This window comes from Actinomadura verrucosospora, from assembly GCF_039540335.1.
Taxonomy (GTDB): domain Bacteria; phylum Actinomycetota; class Actinomycetes; order Streptosporangiales; family Streptosporangiaceae; genus Spirillospora; species Spirillospora verrucosospora.
Genome location: NZ_BAABEV010000012.1, coordinates 81036 through 101707 on the forward strand (window position 1 = coordinate 81036; position 20672 = coordinate 101707).

Below are 20672 nucleotides of genomic sequence, written 5' to 3' on the forward strand. Positions count from 1 at the left end.
CATCCCGTTCCCCGGGCGGCGACTCGCGGTTCATTCCCGGCCGGTCACGCTCACGCCGAGGCGCCCGTCGGCGAGCCGCACGTGCAGGCGCTCGCCGTCCTTGACCGCCGCCGACTCCCGCACCACCGACGCGTCCTCCCGCTGGACGATCGCGTAGCCGCGCTCCAGCGTCGCGGCGGGGGAGAGGGCGACCAGCCGGGCGCGGGTGTGCCCGAGCTCGTCCCCGGCCCGGTCCAGCGCCGCCGACAGGCACCGGCGCGCCCGGTCGCGCAGCGCCGCGACCTGCTCGGACTGCCGCTCGATCTCCCGCACCGGGTCGGCCAGCGCGGGCCGCGAGCGCACCGAGCGCAGCCACGCCAGCTCGCGCTCCACCGCCCCGGACAGGCACCGCCGCCCGCGGTCGCGCAGCTGCCGGACGAGCTGGAGCTGCTCGCGCACGTCCGGCACGGCCTTCTTCGCGGCGTCGGTCGGGGTGGAGGCCCGGACGTCGGCGACCAGGTCCAGGAGCGGGCTGTCCTGCTCGTGCCCGATCGCGCTGACGACCGGCGTGCGGGCGGCGTGGACCGCGCGGACGAGGGCCTCGTCGGAGAACGGCAGCAGATCCTCCATCGCGCCGCCACCGCGCGCGATGATGATCACGTCGATCTCGGGATCGGCGTCCAGCGCGCGCAGCGCCTCCATCACCTCGCCGACCGCGTACGAGCCCTGCACCGCGGTGTTCTCCACCCGGAACGCCACCGCCGGCCACCGCCGCCGCGCGTTCTCCAGGACGTCGTGCTCGGCGTCGGAGTCTCGCCCGCAGATCAGCCCGATCCGGCCGGGCAGGAAGGGCAGCGGGCGCTTGCGCTCGGGCCGGAACAGCCCCTCGGAGGCCAGCACCCGCTTGAGCCGCTCCAGCCGGGCCAGCAGCTCGCCGACGCCGACCGGCCTGATCTCCAGCACGCTGAGCGAGAACGTCCCGCGGTTGATCCAGAAGTCGGGCTTGGCGTGCACGACGACGCGGGCCCCGTCGGTGACCGCGGGCCCGGCGGCCTCGAACACCGCGCGCGGGCCGACCACCCGCACCGACATGTTCGCCACCGGGTCGCGCAGCGTCATGTAGACCGTGCCGCCGCGGGCGTTGAGGTCGGTGATCTGCCCCTCCACCCAGATGCGGCCGAGCCTGCCGATCCACCCGCTCACCGCCTGAAGGACGGTGCGAACCGGAACCGGGGATTCGGCCGTGGTCTCCATCGCCATGCAGGCAGCCTACGGCGCGGCCGCGGCCGCCGAGCCGCGCGCCGCCGGTCCCGGCAGAATCCGTGTGACCGAAGAGACATGCCGCCGAGCGCACGATCTTAGCCAAGCTAACTTAGACTGACTAAGTAATTCCGAGGAGAAACCGTGACCGCATCCGAACGCGAGCTCGCCGAGCAGCTCAACCGGCGCCTGCGCCACGTGGTGCTGATGCTCCGGCAGGTCAGCGCCGACCAGCCGATCACCAGCCAGCAGCTGTCCGTGCTCGGCTCCCTGGAGCACGGGCCGCGGCGGATGACCGAGCTGGCCGCCGAGCACGGCGTCCGGCTGCCGACCATGACGGCGCAGATCAACCGGCTCGAACGCGACGGGCTCGTCGCGCGCGGCCGGAGCGGCGCCGACGCCCGCGTCGTCACCGCCCGGCTCACCGGGCCGGGACGCGACCGGCTGGCCGCCGGGCGCGAGCGCCGGATCGGCTTCCTCGCCGAGCGGTTCGCGGAGCTGACGGACGAGGAGCGCGCGGCGGTCGCCGCGGCGCTGCCCGCCCTCGACAAGCTCTTCGGCGCACCCTGAACCAGCACACGGAGGTACCCATGCACGCGAAGCCCTCGGCGACCCCGAAGGGCGGCGGCATCCTCAGGCAGCCGACGTCGGTGTGGGCGACCGCCTTCGCCGCGGTCGTCGCCTTCATGGGCATCGGCCTCGTCGACCCGATCCTGCCCGCGATCGCGAAGAACCTGGACGCCTCGGCGAGCCAGGTGTCCCTGCTGTTCACCAGCTACTTCCTGATCACCGCGGTGGCGATGCTGGTCACCGGCTGGGTGTCCAGCAGGATCGGCGGGAAGAGGACGCTGCTCATCGGCCTCGCGCTCGTCGTAACCTTCGCCGCCCTCGCCGGGACGTCCGGGACCGTCGGGCAGCTCGTCGGATTCCGCGCCGGCTGGGGCCTCGGCAACGCCCTGTTCGTCGCCACGGCGCTCGCCGTCATCGTGGGCGCCGCCTCGGGCGGGGCCGAGTCGGCGATCATCCTGTACGAGGCGGCGCTCGGCATCGGCATCTCGCTCGGCCCGCTCGCCGGCGCCCTGCTCGGCGACATGAACTGGCGGTTCCCCTTCTTCGGCACCGCCGCGCTCATGGCGGTCGGCTTCCTCCTGATCGTCACGCTGCTCAGGCCCACGCCGAAGCCCGCCGAGAAGACCCGCCTGAGCGCTCCGATCCGGGCCCTCGCGCACGGCGGCCTGTCCACCACCGCGTTCACCGCGCTGTTCTACAACTACGCGTTCTTCACCGTCCTGGCCTTCACCCCGTTCGTCCTCGGGATGAGCGCGCACGGCATCGGCCTGGTGTTCTTCGGCTGGGGCGTGATGGTCGCGCTGGCGTCGGTGTTCGGCGCGCCCATGCTGCAGCGGCGCGTCGGGACCGTCCGGGTCATGCACCTCGCGCTGGCGCTGCTGATCGTGTTCCAGCTCGGGCTGGCGTTCCTCGGGCACGACGGGATCATCGTCTGCACCGTCCTGTCCGGCATCCCGATCGGGCTGAACAACACCGCGTTCACCGAGGCCGCCATGGAGGTCTCCGACAGTCCGCGGCCCGTCGCGTCCGCCGGGTACAACTTCGTCCGCTGGATGGGCGGCGCCCTCGCCCCGTACATCGCGACGAAGCTCGCGGAGGAGGTCGACGCGAGCCTGCCGTACCTGGTCGGCGCGGCCTGCTGCGCCGTCGCGATCGGCATCCTCGCGGTGCGCCGCCGGCACCTGGAGCCGCTGGAGCGGGTCGACGTCGACCACGCGTTCCAGGACGCCCCCGCGGCGGCCTGACCCCGCGACGACGGAAGCCCCCGGGCGCTCCCGGGGGCTTCCGTCGTGTCGTACCGCTCGGCCTGCGGCGGCTCAGGTGAGGCCGTTGAGCTTGGCGATGCGGCGCTCGTACATGCGGATGACGTCCTCACGACCGGCGTGCTTGCGCTCGTACTCGCGCAGGAGCTTCACCTGGTCGGCGGACAGGCCGCGAAGGCGGGCCCGCAGCTGCGGCAGCGTGGCGCTGTCGTAGTCGGGCACCGGCAGATCCTCGGCGATGTGCGCGGCCTCCGCCTGCGCGGCGGGCTTGGCCTCCGGCTTCGGCTCGAAGGCGGCCTCGTCGGCCTTCTTCCCGGCCTTCGCCGCCGGAGCCTTCTTCTCCGGCGCCTTGCCCTCCGGAGCCTGGGCCGCCTTGGGCTCGGCCGCCTTGGGCTTGGCGGGCGACGCCTTGGGCTTGGGCTTGGCGGGCGCGGGCTCGGCGGCCTTCGGGCTCGGGGCGGGCTCGGCCTGCGGCGCGGGCTCCGGCTTCGGCTCGGACGGCACCGGCTTCGGCGCGGGCTCGGCCACCGGAGCGGCCCCGCCCTCGGCCTTGGCGTGGTCCCGGCCCAGCGCCCCTGGCCTGGCGGGCTTCGGCGGCGGTCCCGGACGGGCGTGCCCGGGCTTGCGGGCCGCCCCGGCGCCGGGCTTGCCGACCGAGATCTCCTCGGTGGCCGCCGACCGCGCGGCGGCCGTCCTGGTACGGCGCGCAGGCTCGGGCGCGGGCTCGGGCGCGGGCTCGGCCTCGGGCTCCTCACCGCGGACGCGCTCGGCGACCAGCCCCACGACCTTCCCGGCCGTGTGCTGGACGTCGTCGCGCAGCCGCAGGGCCACCGGCTTCACACCGCCGCCCTCGGTGATCTCCTTGTAGTCCCGGGTCACCCGGTCGCTGAGCAGCAGAGCCCGGCCGACGCCGAACATGGCCAGCCGGACGGCGTGCAGCGGCAGATCCCGGACCTGCTCGCCCACCGTTTCGCGGACCTGCTCACTGAGGCGGCGCGGCGATTTCCTCATCGGACATTCCTCTTCCTGCCTCGTCTCCGTCCCCCCTCACTCTGCCCCATCGGTGCGACCCTGGTCACGCGGGGTGAATGGAATTCTGGCAAAGCGTGCCGTGGAGTCGGTCACAGCCCGGCTCCTCGTACGATGGAGCCATGACCTCCACCCAGCGCCGTGTCCTGCTCGCCAAGCCGCGTGGTTACTGCGCGGGCGTCGACCGGGCCGTGCAAGCGGTCGAGATCGCCCTGGAGAAGTACGGGGCCCCGATCTACGTCCGCAAGCAGATCGTCCACAACGTGCACGTCGTGAAGACGCTGGAGGAGCGTGGCGCGATCTTCGTGGACGAGACCGAGGAGGTCCCCGAGGGCTCCATCGTGGTGTTCTCCGCCCACGGCGTGGCGCCCGTCGTGCACGAGGAGGCCAGGGGCCTGTCCCTGCGCACCATCGACGCGACGTGCCCGCTGGTGACCAAGGTCCACAAGGAGGCCGTCCGGTTCGCCGCCGACGACTACGACATCCTGCTGATCGGCCACGAGGGCCACGAGGAGGTCATCGGCACCACCGGCGAGGCGCCCGACCACATCCACCTCGTCGACGGCCCCGACGACGTCGCCAACGTGACCGTCCGCGACCCCGAGAAGGTGGCGTGGCTGTCGCAGACCACGCTGTCGGTCGACGAGACCGTCGCCACCGTCGAGAAGCTCCGCGAGCGGTTCCCCAAGCTGATGGACCCCCCGTCCGACGACATCTGCTACGCCACCCAGAACCGGCAGGTCGCGGTGAAGGAGATGGCGGCGGAGGCGCAGCTCGTCATCGTGGTGGGGTCGACCAACTCCTCCAACTCCGTCCGCCTGGTCGAGGTCGCCAAGGAGCACGGCGCCGACGACGCCCACCTCGTCGACTACGCCGAGCAGATCGACCCGGCCTGGCTGGAGGGCGTCACCACGGTCGGCGTCACGAGCGGCGCGTCCGTCCCGGACGAGCTGGTCCAGGAGGTCCTCGCCTGGCTCGCCGAGCGCGGCTACGGCGAGGCCGAGGAGATCGAGTCCGTCGAGGAGAGGATGCGCTTCTCCCTGCCGAAGGAGCTCCGCAAGGACCTGCGCATCACGCCGGTCTAACCCGCGGCCCCGGAGGGCGGCCGGTCGCCGCGGGCGTGGCGGCCCTCCTTGGGCGTGCCGGGGGACTCGTCCCACCGGACGGGGTTCTCGTTCTCCTCCTTCTCGAAGAGGCGGACCCCGACCAGCTTGTCGTGCAGCTCCCGGGCGTTCGTCAGCACGCCGCGCGCCAGGCAGATCACGACCACGAGCAGCGTGCCGAAGAACAGCCACGGCGCGGTGGCCGCGAGCGCGGTGAAGACGCCCACCGTGACGCCGCGCAGCAGCGAGCCGTCGCCGAGCGTGGTGACGAGCACGACCGTGAGCGTGGCGGCGAGGAACACCAGCGGCGGGCTGACGACGAGCGTGAGCAGGTCGGCGGGACGGGTCGCGAACGCGGCGAGCGCGCAGCCGATCGCGAACCCCGCGCCGGCCAGCAGCGGCACGCCGAACCACCGCGACAGCAGCCCGCACAGCACCCCGGCGGCGAACATGACGACGATGCCGCCGCGCCCGGTGAGCGTGATCGGGCCGGCCGACTCCGAGCGCGGCGGGCCGCCGCGCCGGCGCCGCGACGGGCCCTCCGGGGAGGCCGAGGAGCCTCCCGGCGCGTCGCGTACCGTCGATGAACTCATCGCCACCTCTTCCCCGTGGGAGGCGGGCCTCCCACACGCCCCGGCCCGCTCCGCTCCCGGACGTCCCGCGGATCGCCCTGCTCGGGGACGCGCCCGCCGAGACCCGCCGCTCCCGCGGCGGGGCCGCGCCGGGAACGGTCCCTTTCTGGGAGATGGTCCTCGTCGTCGAGAAGTTCGTCGTCCGCGGTCAGTTCGGCCGCGGACAGAGCGCGGGGGCTCTCCTCGACAGGATGAGGGCTTTCCAGGCCCTCGTCCACCACCCCGAGCTCGTTCAGCTTGCGCGCGCTGACCAGAACGCGGGTCTCCAGGGACCCGACCGTCCGGTTGTAGGTCTTGACGGCGCCGGTCAGCGCCCGGCCGAGCTCGTCGACGTGCTGCCCCATCGTGCCCAGCCGCTCGTACAGCTCCTTGCCCAGCTCGAAGACCGCGCGGGCGTTGTGCGAGAGGGCGGCCTGCTGCCACGCGTAGGACGCCGTCCGCAGCATCGTGACGAGGGTCGTCGGCGTGGCGATGTGCACGCGCCGCCTCATCGCGTACTCCAGCAGGCCGGGGTCGCGGTCGAGGGCGGGCGCCAGGAAGGCCTCGCCCGGGATGAACAGCACGACGAACTCCGGCGCCGGGCTGAACGCCTGCCAGTACGACTTGGCCGACAGGCGGTCGACATGGTCGCGCAGGTGCCGCGCGTGCGCGTCGAGCCGCACCGGGTCGCCGCTCTCCGCCGCCTGGAGGTAGGCGGCCAGCGAGACCTTGGAGTCGACCACGATGCTCTTGCCGCCGGCCAGCTGCACCACCATGTCGGGACGGACCGCGCCGTCGGCGGTCACCGCGCCGGCCTGCTCCTCGAAGTCGCAGTGGTGCGCCATCCCGGCCAGCTCCACCACGCGGCGGAGCTGGAGCTCGCCCCAGCGGCCCCTGGCCTCGGGCCGCTGCAGCGCCCGCACGAGCGACTGCGTCTCCCGCCGGAGCTGGTCGGAGCTCTGCCGGACGAAGTCGACCTGCTTGGCCAGCATGGCGTGCGACTCGCGCCGGCCCGTCTCCACCTCGCGGAGCTGCTCCTCCACCTTGGCGAGCGTCTCCCTGAGCGGCGCCACCAGGTGCTCGACGGCCTGCTGCCGCCGCTGCAGGTCACCGGCCGCCTCGGCGCCCGCCGCCTTGAACCGCGCGTCCGCCAGCTCCAGGAACCGCTGGTTGCTGGCGTCCAGGGCCTTGGCCGACAGGTTCTCGAAGTGCTCGGCCATCCGCCCCTCGGCGTAGGCGAGCTTCTCCTCGGCCGCGCGCGCCCGCGCGATCAGCGCCCCCTGCCGGCTCGTCGCGAGCGCGTACCCGGCGACGGCGCCGAAGACGGCGCCGACGAGGAGTCCGGCGAACAGCGCGAGGTCCATCCGCTCATCGTGACAGCGCGCCCGCGATCGGCGACCGCGACGCGCCGGGAGCCCCCGCGTCACCGGACATTTGGCCCAGTGTTCACCGGGGGGAGGCCGCACGGAGGTTCCGGGCAGCCCGAGGGGTCCGCGAGCGCCCATAAACTTGACGGCCGTGAGCCTCTCCATCGGAATCGTCGGGCTGCCCAACGTCGGCAAGTCGACGCTCTTCAACGCGCTGACCAAGAACGACGCGCTGGCCGCCAACTACCCGTTCGCGACCATCGACCCCAACGTCGGCGTGGTCGGGGTGCCCGACCCGCGGCTGACCGTCCTCGCCGAGCTGTTCGGCTCGCAGAAGGTCATCCCGGCGACGATGGAGTTCGTCGACATCGCGGGCATCGTCAAGGGCGCCTCGGAAGGGCAGGGGCTTGGCAACAAGTTCCTCGCCAACATCCGGGAGACCAACGCGATCTGCCAGGTCATCCGGGCGTTCGAGGACCCGGACGTCACGCACGTGGACGGCGACGTCGCCCCGTCCCGCGACATCGAGACGATCAACACCGAGCTGATCCTGGCCGACCTCCAGACGATCGAGAAGGCGCTGCCGCGCCTCGACAAGGAGGCCCGCACCAAGAAGGACAAGGACAAGCTCGCCGTCGTCGACGCCGTCAACGCCGCGCAGAAGCTCCTGAACGACGGCGTCACGCTGTTCGCGGGGGCCGAGCAGGCCGGGATCGACCTGGAGCTCCTGCGCGAGCTGCACCTGCTCACCGCCAAGCCGTTCCTCTACGTCTTCAACCTGGACGAGAGCGAGCTGACCGACGAGGCCCTGCGCGAGCGCCTGCGCACCCTCGTCGCCCCCGCCGAGGCGATCTTCCTGGACGCCAAGATCGAGGCGGAGCTGATCGAGCTGCCCGACGACGAGGCGCTCGAACTGCTCCAGGGCATGGGGCAGGAGGAGTCCGGCCTGTCGCAGCTCGTCCGCATCGGGTTCGCCACCCTCGGCCTCCAGACCTACCTGACGGCGGGGCCCAAGGAGTCGCGCGCCTGGACGATCCCCAAGGGCGCCACCGCGCCGGAGGCCGCGGGCGTCATCCACACCGACTTCCAGCGCGGCTTCATCAAGGCCGAGATCGTCTCCTTCGACGACCTGACCGCCGCGGGCTCGATGGCCGCCGCGCGCACCGCCGGCAAGGTGCGCATGGAGGGCAAGGACTACGTCATGCAGGACGGCGACGTCGTGGAGTTCCGCTTCAACGTCTGACCGCGCCCGGCGGGGCCGCGACCGGTGTGATTTTGGCGACACGCGGTGCCGGTGCGGCGGACGTGCCGGATGAGCTGGCCGTTTTGGTGCAAGGTGTCGCATTTTCGACTTCATGTCGGTTATTTCGGCGGGAACGGATTGCGGGCGCCGTCGCCATCCCGTGACCAAGCGACGTCGAAAGCATCCCGCTTGTCCGCTGACGAGGCTTGCGCACCGTTCGGAGCCCCAGGTAGGAGAACGTCACCGTTTGGCAATCCTCCCCGTTCCTGCTGAGGTGGATTGCATTATCCGCAACCGCGTGCCGGGGCTGTGTTTCGCTGGGATGCGCTGGAACAATTGACGCCCGTGGTTACCCTGGGCCCGAGGTGGGTTCGGAAAAGCCACCGGACATGACCAGGCAACAGGACCGCGCCGACCGGGGGCGAGGCGCGAGCGGAGGCAGGATGGCTCGCAGGTCGGCCGTGGGACGCGGCCGTGACACCGCCGTAGTCGAGGAGACCGCGACGCCCGGCCGGGCGCTCGCGGCGTCCGCCGACCCGTGGGACCTGCCCGAGCGCGGCCGCCGGGGGTCCGGTGGCGGCTCGCGCGGCGGCGGCCGCTGGGGCGGATCCGGCGGGCGCTGGTGGGTCTGGGTCGGCCGCGCCGTGCTGTGGGCCCTCATCCTCGTCATCCTCGTCAACGGCATCCGCGCCCCGTTCGAGCGCTTCACCGCCGACGACACGCCCAGCGCGGGCGGCACCGAGTCCAAGGCCCCGAAGGGCGCCGGGTTCCCCACCAGCGCCGCGGGCGCGTTCGCCCTCCAGTTCGCCAACGTCTACCTCAACTTCGACCAGAAGACCGCGCCCGCCCGCGAGGCGCAGCTGCGGACCTTCCTGCCCGACGGCGCCGACGCCCAGTACGGCTGGAACGGCGTCGGCAAGATGCAGGTGCAGTCCGTCCAGGTCGCCGGCGTCGACGCCCGCGACGCCAGCAACGCCACCGTGATTCTCCTGGCACGGACCGCCGACCGCTGGCTCCGCCTCGCCGTCCCGGTGTACGCCGACCGGAGCGGCTCGCTGGTCGTCTCCGCCCGTCCCGCCCTGCTGCCCCCTCCGACCAAGGCGCAGCTTCCAGGGGACGGGGTCCAGGACCGCGACACCGCGCTCGAAACCGAACTCCAGCCCTTCCTCAGCACCTTCTTCACGGAGTACGCGAACGGCAACCAGGCGGCCCTGTCCCGGTTCTCCAACGGGACGACCATCGCGGGCCTGGCCAAGACCGTCGTCTTCGTCCAGGTCAAGGAGGTCGTCGCGCCGAAGGGCCCCGGAGGCTCGCGCACCGTCACCGCGACCGTGGTGTGGCAGCCCGCCGGCGGCGGCGGCGGTGAGCTCGAGCAGAGCTACCAGCTCGCCATGGTGAAGAAGGGAACGACCTGGCTCGTCCAGGACATTCGTGGCACCACGCAACCGGACGCATCATGAGAGGCCGCGAAGTGATCAACACGCCCCCCGAACCGTCCGCCGGCCTCGGGAAATCCCGGCGCGCCGAACGGCCGCGCGAGATTCCCGGCCCGCCGTTCCCCGTGATCGGCGTGCCGCTTCTCCTCCGGCTCACCCGCGACCTCACGCGGTCCGCGCGATCCATCTGCCCGGCGATCGGGATCGGAGTGGTCTTCCACGTACCGAACATCATCGAGACCACGGCCTAGGCGATCGCCGGGGCCTCAGGCGTGGACGCCTGACCTCGGGCGGAGGTCGGCAGGCGGCACGGTGCTCGCGCAGTTAGGGGAGTAGGGGCGTGGATCTACCCACGTACACGAACATCTGGCGCATCGAGAAGCGGCTCTACAAGCTGTACGACCTGCGGCTTCCGATGCCGCTGCCGCTGGTCCAGATCGGCGTCTTCCTCGGCGTGTTCGTGCCGTGGATCGTGCTGCTCCGGGTCGTCGGGATCCCCTTCGCGTCCCCCTGGCACGTGCTCTACATCGTCCCGCCGGGCGTGCTCACCTGGCTGGCGACCCGCCCCGTCATCGAGGGCAAGCGGCTCACCGAGCTGCTGCTCTCGCAGGGCCGCTACCTCGCCGAGCCCCGCACCTGGTGCCGCCTCACCCCCATCCAGGAGCCCCGCGAGGTCGTCATCGTGGCCCGCGTCTGGCGGCGCACCGGGAGCCCCGCCCCCGCCGCCGCGATGGAACGCGCCGCGATCAAGACCCGCCGCCGCGCCCGCAGGCGCGCGGCCGAGCCGGAACCCGCCGCGGCCCCCGCCACGACCCCCGTCCTGGTCCCGCGCCCCGCGGCCGCCGCCGCGCCCCCGTCCCTGGTCGACTACGCGGCCCAGCGCGAGCCCGTCCCCGCCACCCCGCTCCCCGCCGCCTCGGAGCCCGCCGTCCCCCCGCCCGCCGCGCCCGAGCCCCTCGTCCCGCCCAGGGCGTGGCGCCGCACCACCCGCGACATCTCGCACGAGGACGACGTCCTGCCCCTTCCCGCCGGCGCCGAGCAGCCCCCGGCGACGCCGCGGCTGGAGGTCCCTCCGCCGGCCGCGCCCCCCGGCTCCGGCAAGCGCGCCCTGGCCTCCGGCGTCCGCCGCCCGGGCGAGCAGGCCGAGTTCTGGCAGGCCGTCCCGGCCGGCGACACCCGGCCCGTCGTCCCCCAGCAGTCCCGCCCCGACGTCCGCCGGGCCGCCGAGGAGATCGCGGGCGCCCCCGAGCCGCCCCGGCACGACGACGAGCAGCCCCCCGCGCCGCCGGGCGTCCAGTGGACCCGCCCCGCCGAACCGGGCGACGGCGTCACGCGGCAGCCCCCCGCCGAGCCCGAGCAGGACCGCGACGCCGACGGCGAGCGCGTCCGCGTGAGGCAGACGTTCAACGGAGAGCCCGGCGACACGAAGGTCGCCGGCACGCGCACCCCGCACCCGGCGGCCCCCGCCGCGACCCGCCCCGACATCCCCACGGTCCCCGGCGCCTTCGGCGCCCAGCCCCCCCAGCACCGCGCCCCGGAGCCGGTGCGCCCCCCCACACCCACAGAACACCCCACCGCCCCGGAACACGCCGAGGCACAACCGCCCCAGCCCCCCGAGCGCCCCGCCACGCAGGGGGAGCCTCCTACCGCGCTGCCCGAGCTGCCCGCCGCACAAGGCGAACGTCCCCCCGCGCTGCCGGAGCGCCCTGCCACGGAGGGCGAGCGTCCTGCCGCGCAGACGGAGCGGCCCGCCGCGCATGGGGAGCGTCCCCCCGCACTTCCCGAGCGTCCCGCCGCGCAAGGGGAGCGTCCCCCCGCGCAGCCGGAGCGTCCTGCCGCGTGTGGGGAGCGTCCCCCCGCCGTGCCGGAGCGTCCCGCTGCGCGGGGCGAGCGTCCCCCAGAGTTGCCCGAGCTGCCCGCTGCGCGGGGCGAGCGTCCCCGCGCGTTGCCGGAGCGTCCTCCCGCGCAGCCGGAGCGTCCCACCGCCGTCCCGGAGCGTCCCACCGGCGTGCCGGAGCGTCCCGCTGCGCAGGGCGAGCGTCCTGCCGCGCAGACGGAGCGGCCCGCCGCGCAGGGGGAGGGTCCCCCCGCACTTCCCGAGCGTCCTGCTGCGCAGGGGGAGCGGCCCCGTGCGTTGCCGGAGCGTCCTCCCGTACTGCCGGAGCAGGGGGGTGGGCAGGTGGTGCGGCCGCCGGTGGTGCCCGGGTGGACCGTGCAGCGGCCGCCCGCGCCGCCGGAGCGGGAGGCTCCGCGGCCCGAGATGCCCGCCGCATCGGCGGAGCAGCCCGGGGTCCTGAGGGAGCCGCCCAGGCCCTGGTCTAAGGGGCTGTCCAAGCCGCAGCGTCCGGACGTTCCCGTGCCGGTGGCGCCGCCCGCGCAGGACGTGCCGCCCGTGGAGCCGCCGCGTCCGGTGGAGCAGCGTCCGGTGGAGGAGGAGGCGCCGCCGCGGGAGGTGCGGTCGCAGCCCGCGTCGCCCGTCCGGCCGCGGCCGCTGCCGCCGCCTCCGGCGCCCCCGCCGTCGGGTCCGGCGATCACGCCGCCCGGTCCCGAGCACGAGGTGACGTCCGGCGGGCTGCGCCGGCTCATCCACGCGGTCGGCGGCGGGCACGGCGAGGTCGACGCCGACTACCAGCAGCGGATCCAGCAGCCGTTCCACGGGACGCGGCACGTCGTCGTGCTCGGCTGCACCGGCGGCGCCGGGCAGACCGTCACGGCGCTGATGCTGGGGCACACGTTCGCGCAGCACAACGGCGAGCCGGTCGTGGCGATCGACGTGAACCCCGGGCCGGGCGCGCTCGCGCGGCGCACCCGCAGCGACACCAACGAGACGCTGACCGGCCTCATCACGCGCGCCGACCAGGTCTCCAGCCTCACCGCGATGCGCCGGTACACCTCGCAGGCCAAGTCCGGCCTCGACGTCATCGCGGCGGGCAAGAACCCGCTGCAGGCGCTCGACGACCGCGACTACGCGCTCGCCATCCGCACCCTCGACAAGTTCTACTCGGTGACGCTGCTGGACGCGGCCGCCGCCGTGGTGGCGCGCGTCCTGCCCTACGCCGACCAGATCGTCCTCGTCGCGCCGGCGAGCGCCGACGCGCCCCGCGCCGTCGCTATGACGTTCGAGTGGCTGGACGGCCACGGCTACGAGGAGCTGCGGTCCCGCGCGGTGACGGTCATCAACGGGGTGAGCCGCCGCAGCATGGACGACGTCGAGCAGGCCGAGGCCGTGGCCCGGGGCCGCTGCCGGGCGCTGGTGCGCATCCCATGGGATGATCACCTGAGTATGGACCGCGCGCCGCGCAACGAGCTGAAGTCGTTGCGCACGCCCACGCGGCGTGCCTATCTTGCCCTCGCCGGCGTCGTGGCCGGCGGCTTCACCGTCATGCCCGAGCGTTACCAGGAGCTTCAGCAGGAGCAGGAGGCCACCCGATGAGCGCCCCTCGCGGGCATCGAGCGGAGACCGAAGTGGACCGGGCATTGCTGGCGGACGCGCCTGACGTTCATGACCGTCCGGATGGCGAACACTCTCCCGGGCAGCCCTGTGCGGCTGCCCGGCGGTGGAGAGAATCGTTGATCGGAACCGGCGTCGGGAGGACGGCATGAGCAAGTCGAGCCGACTGGCCGTTCGGTACTTCGACGACCGCGTCCTGCTGACCGACAGCGCCGCGTGGGCGTACTTCCGGCTCCCCACGGTGTCCTACGAGTTCACGACCGGTGAGGAGCGCGAGGCGCTCGCCACCAACATCACCATCGCGCTGGCCGGCATCCGCATGCAGGACGCCGAGGTCCATCTGCGGATCGGGCACCGGACGTATCCGGCGGCGGAGTGGGCGCTGGCGCTGGACCGGACGTCCGACGGCGGCCCCGGGTGGCGGGAGTACCTGGAGGAGACCTACGCCCACGTGTGGGCCAAGGATTTCTGGACCAAGGAGGTCTACCTCGGGGTGCGGCTCGGCCAGCGCGGCATGGGCGCGCAGCTGTCGGGCGGCGTCCTGTCGCAGCTCCTCAGGGCCTACAAGCGCAGCGAGAGCGTCCTCGGCGTGCACGACGACGCGGTCGACAAGAAGGAGATCGCGCGCTGGACGGAGCAGGCCGACCGGATCGGCCGCGCGCTCGGCGGGTCCGCCCTCTACGCCAGGCACGCCACCTCCACCGAGGTCGCGTGGCTGTTCCAGCACGCGGTGACGGGGGCGCTGGCCGACCCGCCGCCGTCCGCCGTCCCGCGCCGGGCGTGGGGCAAGGGCGAGATCGAGTCGCTGGTGGAGGGCGCCATCCACAACGGGCGCTCGTACCTGCGGATCGAGCAGCCGAACTTCACCGGGGCGGGCGGCGGCGCCACGGCCGCGTCGTACGTCGCGTACCTGTCGTTCGCGCGGTTCCCCGACATGATGCCGTTCCCGGACGGCGAGCCCTGGCTCCACTACGCCGACGCGCTGCCGTTCCCCGTCGAGATCAGCGCGCGGATGAAGCTGATCCCGCCGGCGAAGGCGTCCAAGGACGTCTCGCGCAAGCTCGCGCACGCCCGCGACATGGACCAGCACATCCGGGAGGCGGGCGCGGAGGCGCCGATCGCGCTCGCGGAGCAGATCGACGCCGCCCGGATGCTGGAGCACGGCATCACCAAGGAGCGGCTGCCGTTCGTGTACGGGTGGCACCGGCTGATCGTGTCGGCGCCGACCGAGGAGCTGCTCGCGCAGCGCGTGGACGCCGTCGTCGAGCACTACCGCGACATCGGCATCGACGTCGTCAACTCGACCGGCGACCAGTTCTCCCTGTTCCTGGAGTCGCTGCCCGGCGACCAGATCCGGCTGAACGCCTACGCGCAGCGCCAGCCGCTGCGCACCATCGCGGGCGGCATGCCGGTCGCGACCGTCGACCTCGGCGACCGCACCGACGACGAGGGCGGGGGCTGGGTCGGCCCCTACATCGGCGAGACGCTCGGCCGGGCCCGCGCCATCGTGCACTTCGACCCGCTCGTCGCCGCGGCGCGCAACCGGCCGACGGCCGTGGCGATCACCGGGGAGCCCGGCGGCGGCAAGACCACGCTCGCGCTGCTGCTGATCTACCAGATGGCGCTGCGCGGCGTCACGATCGCCGCGATCGACCCGAAGGGCGACGCCGAGTCGCTCGTGGAACTGCTCAAGGCGCGGGGCCGGAGGGCGCGCATCCTGCCGCTCGGCTCGGCGGCGCCGGGCCTGCTCGACCCGTTCTCCTTCGGCGACGACCTCGCCACCAAGAAGATGATGGCGACAGAGACGCTGCGGCTGCTGCTGCCGCGGATGTCGGAGGAGCGCGAGTCCGCGATGATCCAGGCGGTCGGCGCGGTCGCCAACGCCGAGCGGCCCTCGCTCGGCCGGGTCGTCGACTACCTGGAAGGCGCCGACGACCCGGCGTCCAAGAACCTCGGCGCGGTGCTGCGGTCGATGTCGGAGATGCGGCTCGCGCGGCTGTGCTTCGACCCGTCCGGCGGCGAGCGCATCGACAGCGCCGGCTGGACGACCGTGTTCACGCTCGGCGGGCTCACCCTGCCGGACGTCACGATCCCGCGGGAGGACTACTCCTACGAGCAGCGGCTGTCGGTCGCGCTGATGTACCTGGTGTCGCAGTTCGCGCGGCGGCTGATGCACGGCCTCGAACGGCGGCTCCCGAAGGCCATCTTCCTGGACGAGGCGTGGGCGATCACCTCGACGCCGGAGGGCGCCAAGCTGGTGCCCGAGGTGTCGCGGATGGGACGCTCGCGCAACACCGCGCTGATCCTGGTCTCCCAGAACGCGGGAGACCTGCTGAACGAACAGGTGACGAACTGCCTGTCCTCGGTGTTCTCGTTCCGCTCCACCGAGCGGGTCGAGGTCGGCAACGTCATGTCCCTACTCGGGGTCGAGGCGTCCGACGAGCACAAGGCCGTGCTGCGCAACCTCGGCAACGGCGAATGCATCTTCCGTGACCTCGACGGCCGAGCGGGGCGCATCGGCGTCGACCTGATCTCCGAGGAACTGCAGCGTTGGCTGGACACCAACCCGACCCGGTCCCGTCCGGGCACGTCCGAACTCACCGCCGCGGGGGCCGAGGTCGAGGAGGTCTCCCGATGATGGGGTCCCGCGAGGGGGCGGCGCGCCTGCAGCGCTCGCCCGGCGAAGGGCTCGACCGCAAGGCCCTGCGGCGCCCGCGGCGTCCCCGGCGCCGCCGCGCGCCGCGCACGCGCCGCTCGGTGCTGCTGCTGGTCGTCATGGCGCTGTTCATGCTGGGGCCGCTGTCGCCGGCGTCCGCGTCGGTCCCGCAGCTGCCGAACCCGCTGAACGACGCGTGCAGCCCGGCCGACCATCCCGCGCCCGAGCAGTACGGATCCGGGACGGACGGCATGATCAAGCCGCCCGACTACCCGGACGAGAAGCTGAAGAAGACGCCGGTCGAGAAGCTCACGTACTACGACCGGTACGGCACCGCCGGGCAGACCTGGTACGCGGTCGACATGGGCTGCTCGGACGCGATGTCCATGATGGGCAACGCGATCGCGAACACCGTGTTCACCCTCGTCCGGACGATCGACCGGACGACGATCAGCGTCTACCAGGCGGCCGCGTCGGAGTCGCTGCTGAGCTGGCTGAAGGACACCGTCGACGGGGTCATCACCAACGTCGGCAAGACGTTCAACGCCCGCTACTGGTCGTGGGTGATCATCCTCGGCGCGATCTGGCTGGCCTGGTGGGGCCTGGTCCGCCGGCGGGCGAGCAAGGTCAGCGAGGGCGTGATCTGGATGGTCGCCGCGATGGTGGCGCTCACCTGGCTGATCACGCGGCCCTCGGACTTCACCACGCTCGGGACGAAGGTGTCGGAGGCGACCAGCGCCGCGTTCAGCGCGGCGCTGCCACCGAGCGATACCAAGGGCGGGACGTGCGTTCCCGTCCCCGAGGGCAAGCCCGACCCGGCGACGTCGAAGGACATCGACGCGACGTCCCGCAACGCCAACGCGCTGTGGGTGGCGCTGGTCTGCAAGCCGTGGCTCCAGGGCGAGTTCGGCACCAGCGACCCCAACGCGAAGATCATCAAGCAGAACGCCGACAAGCTGCTCTGGTCGCAGGCGGTCGACCTCCCGGAGACGTACGGCACGAACAAGGTCGACCTGGGGAAGAAGTCCGACGCCTACAAGGACGTCACAAAGGACATCCACGACAACCATCCCCAGAACTACGCGCTCTTCCAGGGTAAGGACTGGCAGAACCGCCTGGGGGTGTCGCTCATCGCGCTGTTCGCGGCTCTGGTCGCGGGCCTGCTCATCCTGGTCATCGCGCTCGCGCTGATCGTCGTCAAGATCGCGTTCCTGCTGCTCCTCGTGGCGGGGCCGATCTTCCTCGGCATCGGCATCCATCCGGGCGTCGGACGCGTCGTCGCCATCCGCTGGCTCGAACTGCTGCTGTCCATGCTGCTGAAGCAGGCCGCGCTCATCGGCGTGCTCTCGCTGCTGCTGTGGGCCTACAGCCTGATCCTCGGCGAGACGCTGCCGTGGGGCCTGCAGGTGGTGCTGATCGCGCTGGTGACGTTCGCGGCGTTCGTGTACCGCAAGCCGTTCCAGCACCTGTTCTCCGCCGTCGGCTACTCGGCGGTCGGGGCACGGGGCAAGGGCGAGGCGGAACTCGACAAGTCGGTCGCGGCGGCCCGAAAGAGCACCGAGGCGATGCCGCCGGTGGCCGCCTACCAGATGTTCCGCAAGGCCAAGAACGACCCGGCGATGGCGGCCGCCCTCGCCGGCGGCGTGACGGGCGGCGTGGTGGCGGGCACGGTGGCCGCGGCTGACCGGTCGTCGCCCGGCGCGGGCACGGAGCAGTCGCCCGAGGACGCGCCGGTGCTCGCGGCCAACCCGCGCGGCGCGGGAGCCGCGGCGGCGCAGGGGCGGTCCAGGCGCGGCGCTCCTCCGCTGAACCTGCCGACCAGGGCGGGCGCGCTCGGCGACCGCCGCACGGACGGAGCCAGGGCCGCCGCCGTCAAGCCCGGCGGCGTCACCGTCGCGAAGGGCGACGGTGAGGACGCCGGAGGCGGGGGCGGGAGCGGCAAGGGCACCGTCCGCCCGACGTCCTGGACGGGCCGCGGCGGCACCGGCGGCGGCGTCTCCGGTGGCGGCGGTTCGGGCGGCAGCGGCGGTTCGGGCGGCGGCTCCGGCGGTTCCGGCGGTGGCGGTGGTTCCGGTGGTTCCGGTGGCGGTTCGGGTGGTTCCGGCGGTGGCGGCGGCTGGTTCGGCGGCGGCGGTGGACGCTCGTCCGGCTCCGCCGCTCGCGGTCGCGGGCGCTCGGGCGGCGGCCCGGGTGGTTCCGGCGGTTCCGGCGGCGGTTCCGGCGGCGGCAGCGGCTGGTTCGGCGGCGGCAACGGCGGTTCGGGCGGCGGGTCCGGGAACGTCCCCCGGCAGCGCGGCCGAGGCGGCGGTGGGGGCGCGAAGCCCTCGCGTCCCGAGCCGGGCGGGCGGCAGGAGCCCCCGCCGCTGTGGGGCAGGGGCGGCTCCAACGCGAGCCCGCCGATCCCGTTCTGGCTGCGTCCGGTCGACCGCCGGTCGGGTGAATCGGACCGGGACGAGTGATGAACCTGAACGACCGGCGGCGCAAGCTGCTGTTCGCGGGGCTCGTCGTCCTGCTCACGGCGGTCGGCGTCTACCTGACGGTGGCCTCCCCCTCGGGCGGGTCCGGCGACGAGCCGGAGGCCCGCCCGAGCGCGGCGGTGTCGCAGGGGCCGCAGGCCCCCGCGTCCCCGCCGCCGGGGATCCAGAGCACCGTCGACCCGAACGACTTCGACGTCTACCGGCTGCTGCCGTTCTCCCGGCAGGAGTTCGCCACGGCGGCCGACCTGGCGCAGCGGTTCGTCGCGGCCTACGGGACGTACCGCTACGACGAGGCCCCCCAGACCTACATGGCGCGCTTCGCCGGCCTGGCCACCTCCGACCTCGGGCAGCGGCTCGGCCAGGGCGTGGCGACGCCCGGGATGGTGGAGGAGCGCAGGCGCGAGCGGCTCGTCGCGCAGGGCACGGCGTCCCTCGACCAGGTCCGCGACATCGAGAACAACTCGATCATCTTTCTGGTGACCGGCCGGCAGCAGGTCACCAAGAACGGGCGGACCGGCAGCGACAGCAAGCAGTACGCGGTGACCGTGACGAGGGACGGCGGTTCGCTGAGGGTCTACTCGTTCGAGCCCGCCGACGCGGGACAGGCGGGTGACACGGGATGAGTCCGCGGAGGTTGCTGCTCGTCGGCGCTCTGGGCGTCGCCGCGGTGATGTTCGTGGCGCTGGTGTTCGTCCCGATCCTGTTCGGCGCGAGCCAGTTCCTGTTCGGCGGCGGGATCGGCGGTGGCGGCGGCTGCGTGAACGTCGCCGGCGCCGGCGCGCAGCCCGCGGCGGCCGCCGACGCGAAGTCCGTCCCGGTCGACTACCTGAAGCTGTACCAGGAGGCGGGCAGGAAGTACGGCATCCCCTGGAACGTCCTGGCGGGCGTCGGCAAGGTCGAGACCGACCACGGCAGGTCGACGATGCCGGGCGTCTCCAGCGGGGAGAACTACGCGGGCGCGGGCGGTCCGATGCAGTTCCTGGACGCGACGTTCAAGGCGTTCGCGGTGGACGGCGACAAGGACGGCAAGAAGGACCGCTACGACCCGGCGGACGCCATCCCGACGGCCGCCGCCTACCTCAAGCACAACGGCGCCCCGGAGCGGATGCGCACCGCGATCTTCCAGTACAACCACTCGTGGGACTACGTGGACCTCGTCCTGGACTGGGCGAAGCGCTACGTCGGCGGCGACTTCAAGCCCGTCCAGGCGAACGGGATCAACTGCGAGGACAACGAGCTGCCCGCCAACGTCGGCGCCCTCGTCAAGACGATCATCGCGTTCGCGATGGCGCAGCGCGGCAAGCCCTACGTGTTCGGGGCGAACGGCCCGGACGCCTACGACTGCTCCAGCCTGATCCAGGCCGCCTACCGCCAGGTCGGGCTGAACCTCCCGCGCACGACGTTCGAGCAGTGGCCGTTCGGCGTGAAGATCGCCAAGGGCAAGGAGCAGCCCGGCGACCTGGTGTTCTTCAACTCCGGTCCCGGGACGTCGCCCGACAATCCCGGCCACGTCGGGATGGTGATCGGCGGCGGCAAGATGATCGTGGCGAGCTGCTCGGCGTGCGTGCCCGCGATCGGCGTGAAGACCTACAAGAAGCCGAACTGGGTCGGGGTGACGCGCCCGCTCGCGCGGCCGGACTTCAAGAAGAAGGTGGCCGAGCTGGCCGCGCGCCGGTAGCGGCCCGGCGGGGTCAGCGCAACCGGCGCCGGCCCACGACGAGCACGATCTCGCGCAGCGCGTCGGCGGCGGCCCGCACGTCCTCCGGCGGCACCCGGGCCAGCACCTCCTCGTGCGCCACCCCCGACGCGACCAGGGCCTGCTCGGTGACGCGCAGCCCGTCCGCGGTCAGCTGGACGAAGCGGCTGCGCGCGTCGCCCGCGTTGGCCTCGCGCTCCACGTAGCCGGCCTTCTGGAGCCGCTGCAGGACGTTGCTCGTCCCGCCCGAGGTGAGGAACGCCGACCGCGTGAGCTCGCTCGGCCTCAGCCGGTACGGCTCGCCCTCCCGGCGCAGCACGGTCAGCACTTCGAACTCGGCGTAGGTGAGGCCGAGTTCGGCCAGCGGGCCCCGGAGCGCCTGCTGCACCAGCGTGGCGACGCGCCCCGCGCGCTTGCTCAGTTCCAGCATCGCGACGAACGGCTCGGTCAGGCCGTCCCGCCGCCACGCGTCGGCCAGGTCATCGATGTCGTCCCGCACGCCCCGAGCGTACTCGCTCGACTGATTGCTTTT

16 protein-coding genes are annotated in these 20672 nt (G+C 73.2%); 11 read left to right on the forward strand and 5 right to left on the reverse strand.

What is annotated here, in order from left to right; all coding sequences use genetic code 11:
• Window positions 1-30: 30 nt before the first annotated feature.
• On the reverse strand, window positions 31-1239 hold the full coding sequence (xseA, locus tag ABD944_RS15965; RefSeq protein ID WP_345176994.1) for an exodeoxyribonuclease VII large subunit: 1209 nt from the start codon (window positions 1237-1239) through the stop codon (window positions 31-33).
• Between the two features lie 144 nt (window positions 1240-1383).
• On the opposite strand from xseA, the gene ABD944_RS15970 reads away from it, so the two are divergent.
• A complete protein-coding gene (locus ABD944_RS15970; RefSeq protein ID WP_345176996.1) occupies window positions 1384-1809 on the forward strand; it encodes a MarR family winged helix-turn-helix transcriptional regulator in 426 nt (141 codons plus the stop codon).
• Between the two features lie 20 nt (window positions 1810-1829).
• On the forward strand, window positions 1830-3053 hold the full coding sequence (locus ABD944_RS15975; protein WP_345176999.1) for an MFS transporter: 1224 nt from the start codon (window positions 1830-1832) through the stop codon (window positions 3051-3053).
• Between the two features lie 72 nt (window positions 3054-3125).
• On the opposite strand, the gene ABD944_RS15980 is transcribed toward ABD944_RS15975, so the two are convergent.
• On the reverse strand, window positions 3126-4082 hold the full coding sequence (locus ABD944_RS15980) for a DUF8129 domain-containing protein (RefSeq protein ID WP_345177000.1): 957 nt from the start codon (window positions 4080-4082) through the stop codon (window positions 3126-3128).
• Window positions 4083-4222: 140 nt separating this feature from the next.
• On the opposite strand from ABD944_RS15980, the gene ABD944_RS15985 reads away from it, so the two are divergent.
• Complete coding sequence (locus tag ABD944_RS15985; RefSeq protein ID WP_345177003.1) at window positions 4223-5185, forward strand: 4-hydroxy-3-methylbut-2-enyl diphosphate reductase; 963 nt, start codon at window positions 4223-4225, stop codon at window positions 5183-5185.
• Here ABD944_RS15985 and ABD944_RS15990 read toward each other — a convergent pair.
• A complete protein-coding gene (locus ABD944_RS15990) occupies window positions 5182-5796 on the reverse strand; it encodes a DUF6542 domain-containing protein (RefSeq protein WP_345177005.1) in 615 nt (204 codons plus the stop codon). The genes ABD944_RS15985 and ABD944_RS15990 overlap by 4 nt on opposite strands.
• Complete coding sequence (locus ABD944_RS15995) at window positions 5793-7178, reverse strand: DNA recombination protein RmuC (RefSeq protein ID WP_345177007.1); 1386 nt, start codon at window positions 7176-7178, stop codon at window positions 5793-5795. The genes ABD944_RS15990 and ABD944_RS15995 overlap by 4 nt, the downstream gene beginning before the upstream one ends.
• Window positions 7179-7332: 154 nt before the next feature.
• On the opposite strand from ABD944_RS15995, the gene ychF reads away from it, so the two are divergent.
• The 8 genes from ychF to ABD944_RS16035 all read left to right on the forward strand — a co-directional run bounded on the left by ychF (window position 7333) and on the right by ABD944_RS16035 (window position 20122).
• Window positions 7333-8424, forward strand: a complete 1092-nt coding sequence (ychF, locus tag ABD944_RS16000; RefSeq protein ID WP_345177010.1) for a redox-regulated ATPase YchF — start codon at window positions 7333-7335, stop codon at window positions 8422-8424.
• A gap of 443 nt (window positions 8425-8867) precedes the next feature.
• A complete protein-coding gene (locus ABD944_RS16005; protein WP_345177013.1) occupies window positions 8868-9884 on the forward strand; it encodes a conjugal transfer protein in 1017 nt (338 codons plus the stop codon).
• On the forward strand, window positions 9881-10111 hold the full coding sequence (locus ABD944_RS16010; RefSeq protein WP_345177014.1) for a hypothetical protein: 231 nt from the start codon (window positions 9881-9883) through the stop codon (window positions 10109-10111). Before ABD944_RS16005 ends, ABD944_RS16010 begins: the two co-directional genes overlap by 4 nt.
• An 89-nt stretch (window positions 10112-10200) precedes the next feature.
• Window positions 10201-13293 (forward strand): TcpE family conjugal transfer membrane protein, encoded by a 3093-nt coding sequence (locus ABD944_RS16015; RefSeq protein ID WP_345177016.1) that lies wholly within the window; start codon window positions 10201-10203, stop codon window positions 13291-13293.
• A gap of 166 nt (window positions 13294-13459) precedes the next feature.
• A complete protein-coding gene (locus tag ABD944_RS16020) occupies window positions 13460-15949 on the forward strand; it encodes an ATP-binding protein (RefSeq protein WP_345177018.1) in 2490 nt (829 codons plus the stop codon).
• Window positions 15946-18426, forward strand: a complete 2481-nt coding sequence (locus ABD944_RS16025) for a type IV secretion system protein (RefSeq protein WP_345177021.1) — start codon at window positions 15946-15948, stop codon at window positions 18424-18426. Before ABD944_RS16020 ends, ABD944_RS16025 begins: the two co-directional genes overlap by 4 nt.
• The gene (locus ABD944_RS16030) at window positions 18426-19067 is read left to right on the forward strand and encodes a hypothetical protein (protein WP_345177022.1); all 642 of its coding nucleotides are present in this window, start codon (window positions 18426-18428) and stop codon (window positions 19065-19067) included. The genes ABD944_RS16025 and ABD944_RS16030 overlap by 1 nt, the downstream gene beginning before the upstream one ends.
• Entirely contained in the window at window positions 19064-20122 is a 1059-nt protein-coding gene (locus ABD944_RS16035; protein ID WP_345177025.1) for a C40 family peptidase, read from the forward strand. Before ABD944_RS16030 ends, ABD944_RS16035 begins: the two co-directional genes overlap by 4 nt.
• Window positions 20123-20135: 13 nt before the next feature.
• On the opposite strand, the gene ABD944_RS16040 is transcribed toward ABD944_RS16035, so the two are convergent.
• Window positions 20136-20639 (reverse strand): MarR family winged helix-turn-helix transcriptional regulator, encoded by a 504-nt coding sequence (locus ABD944_RS16040; protein ID WP_345177027.1) that lies wholly within the window; start codon window positions 20637-20639, stop codon window positions 20136-20138.
• Window positions 20640-20672: the final 33 nt, after the last annotated feature.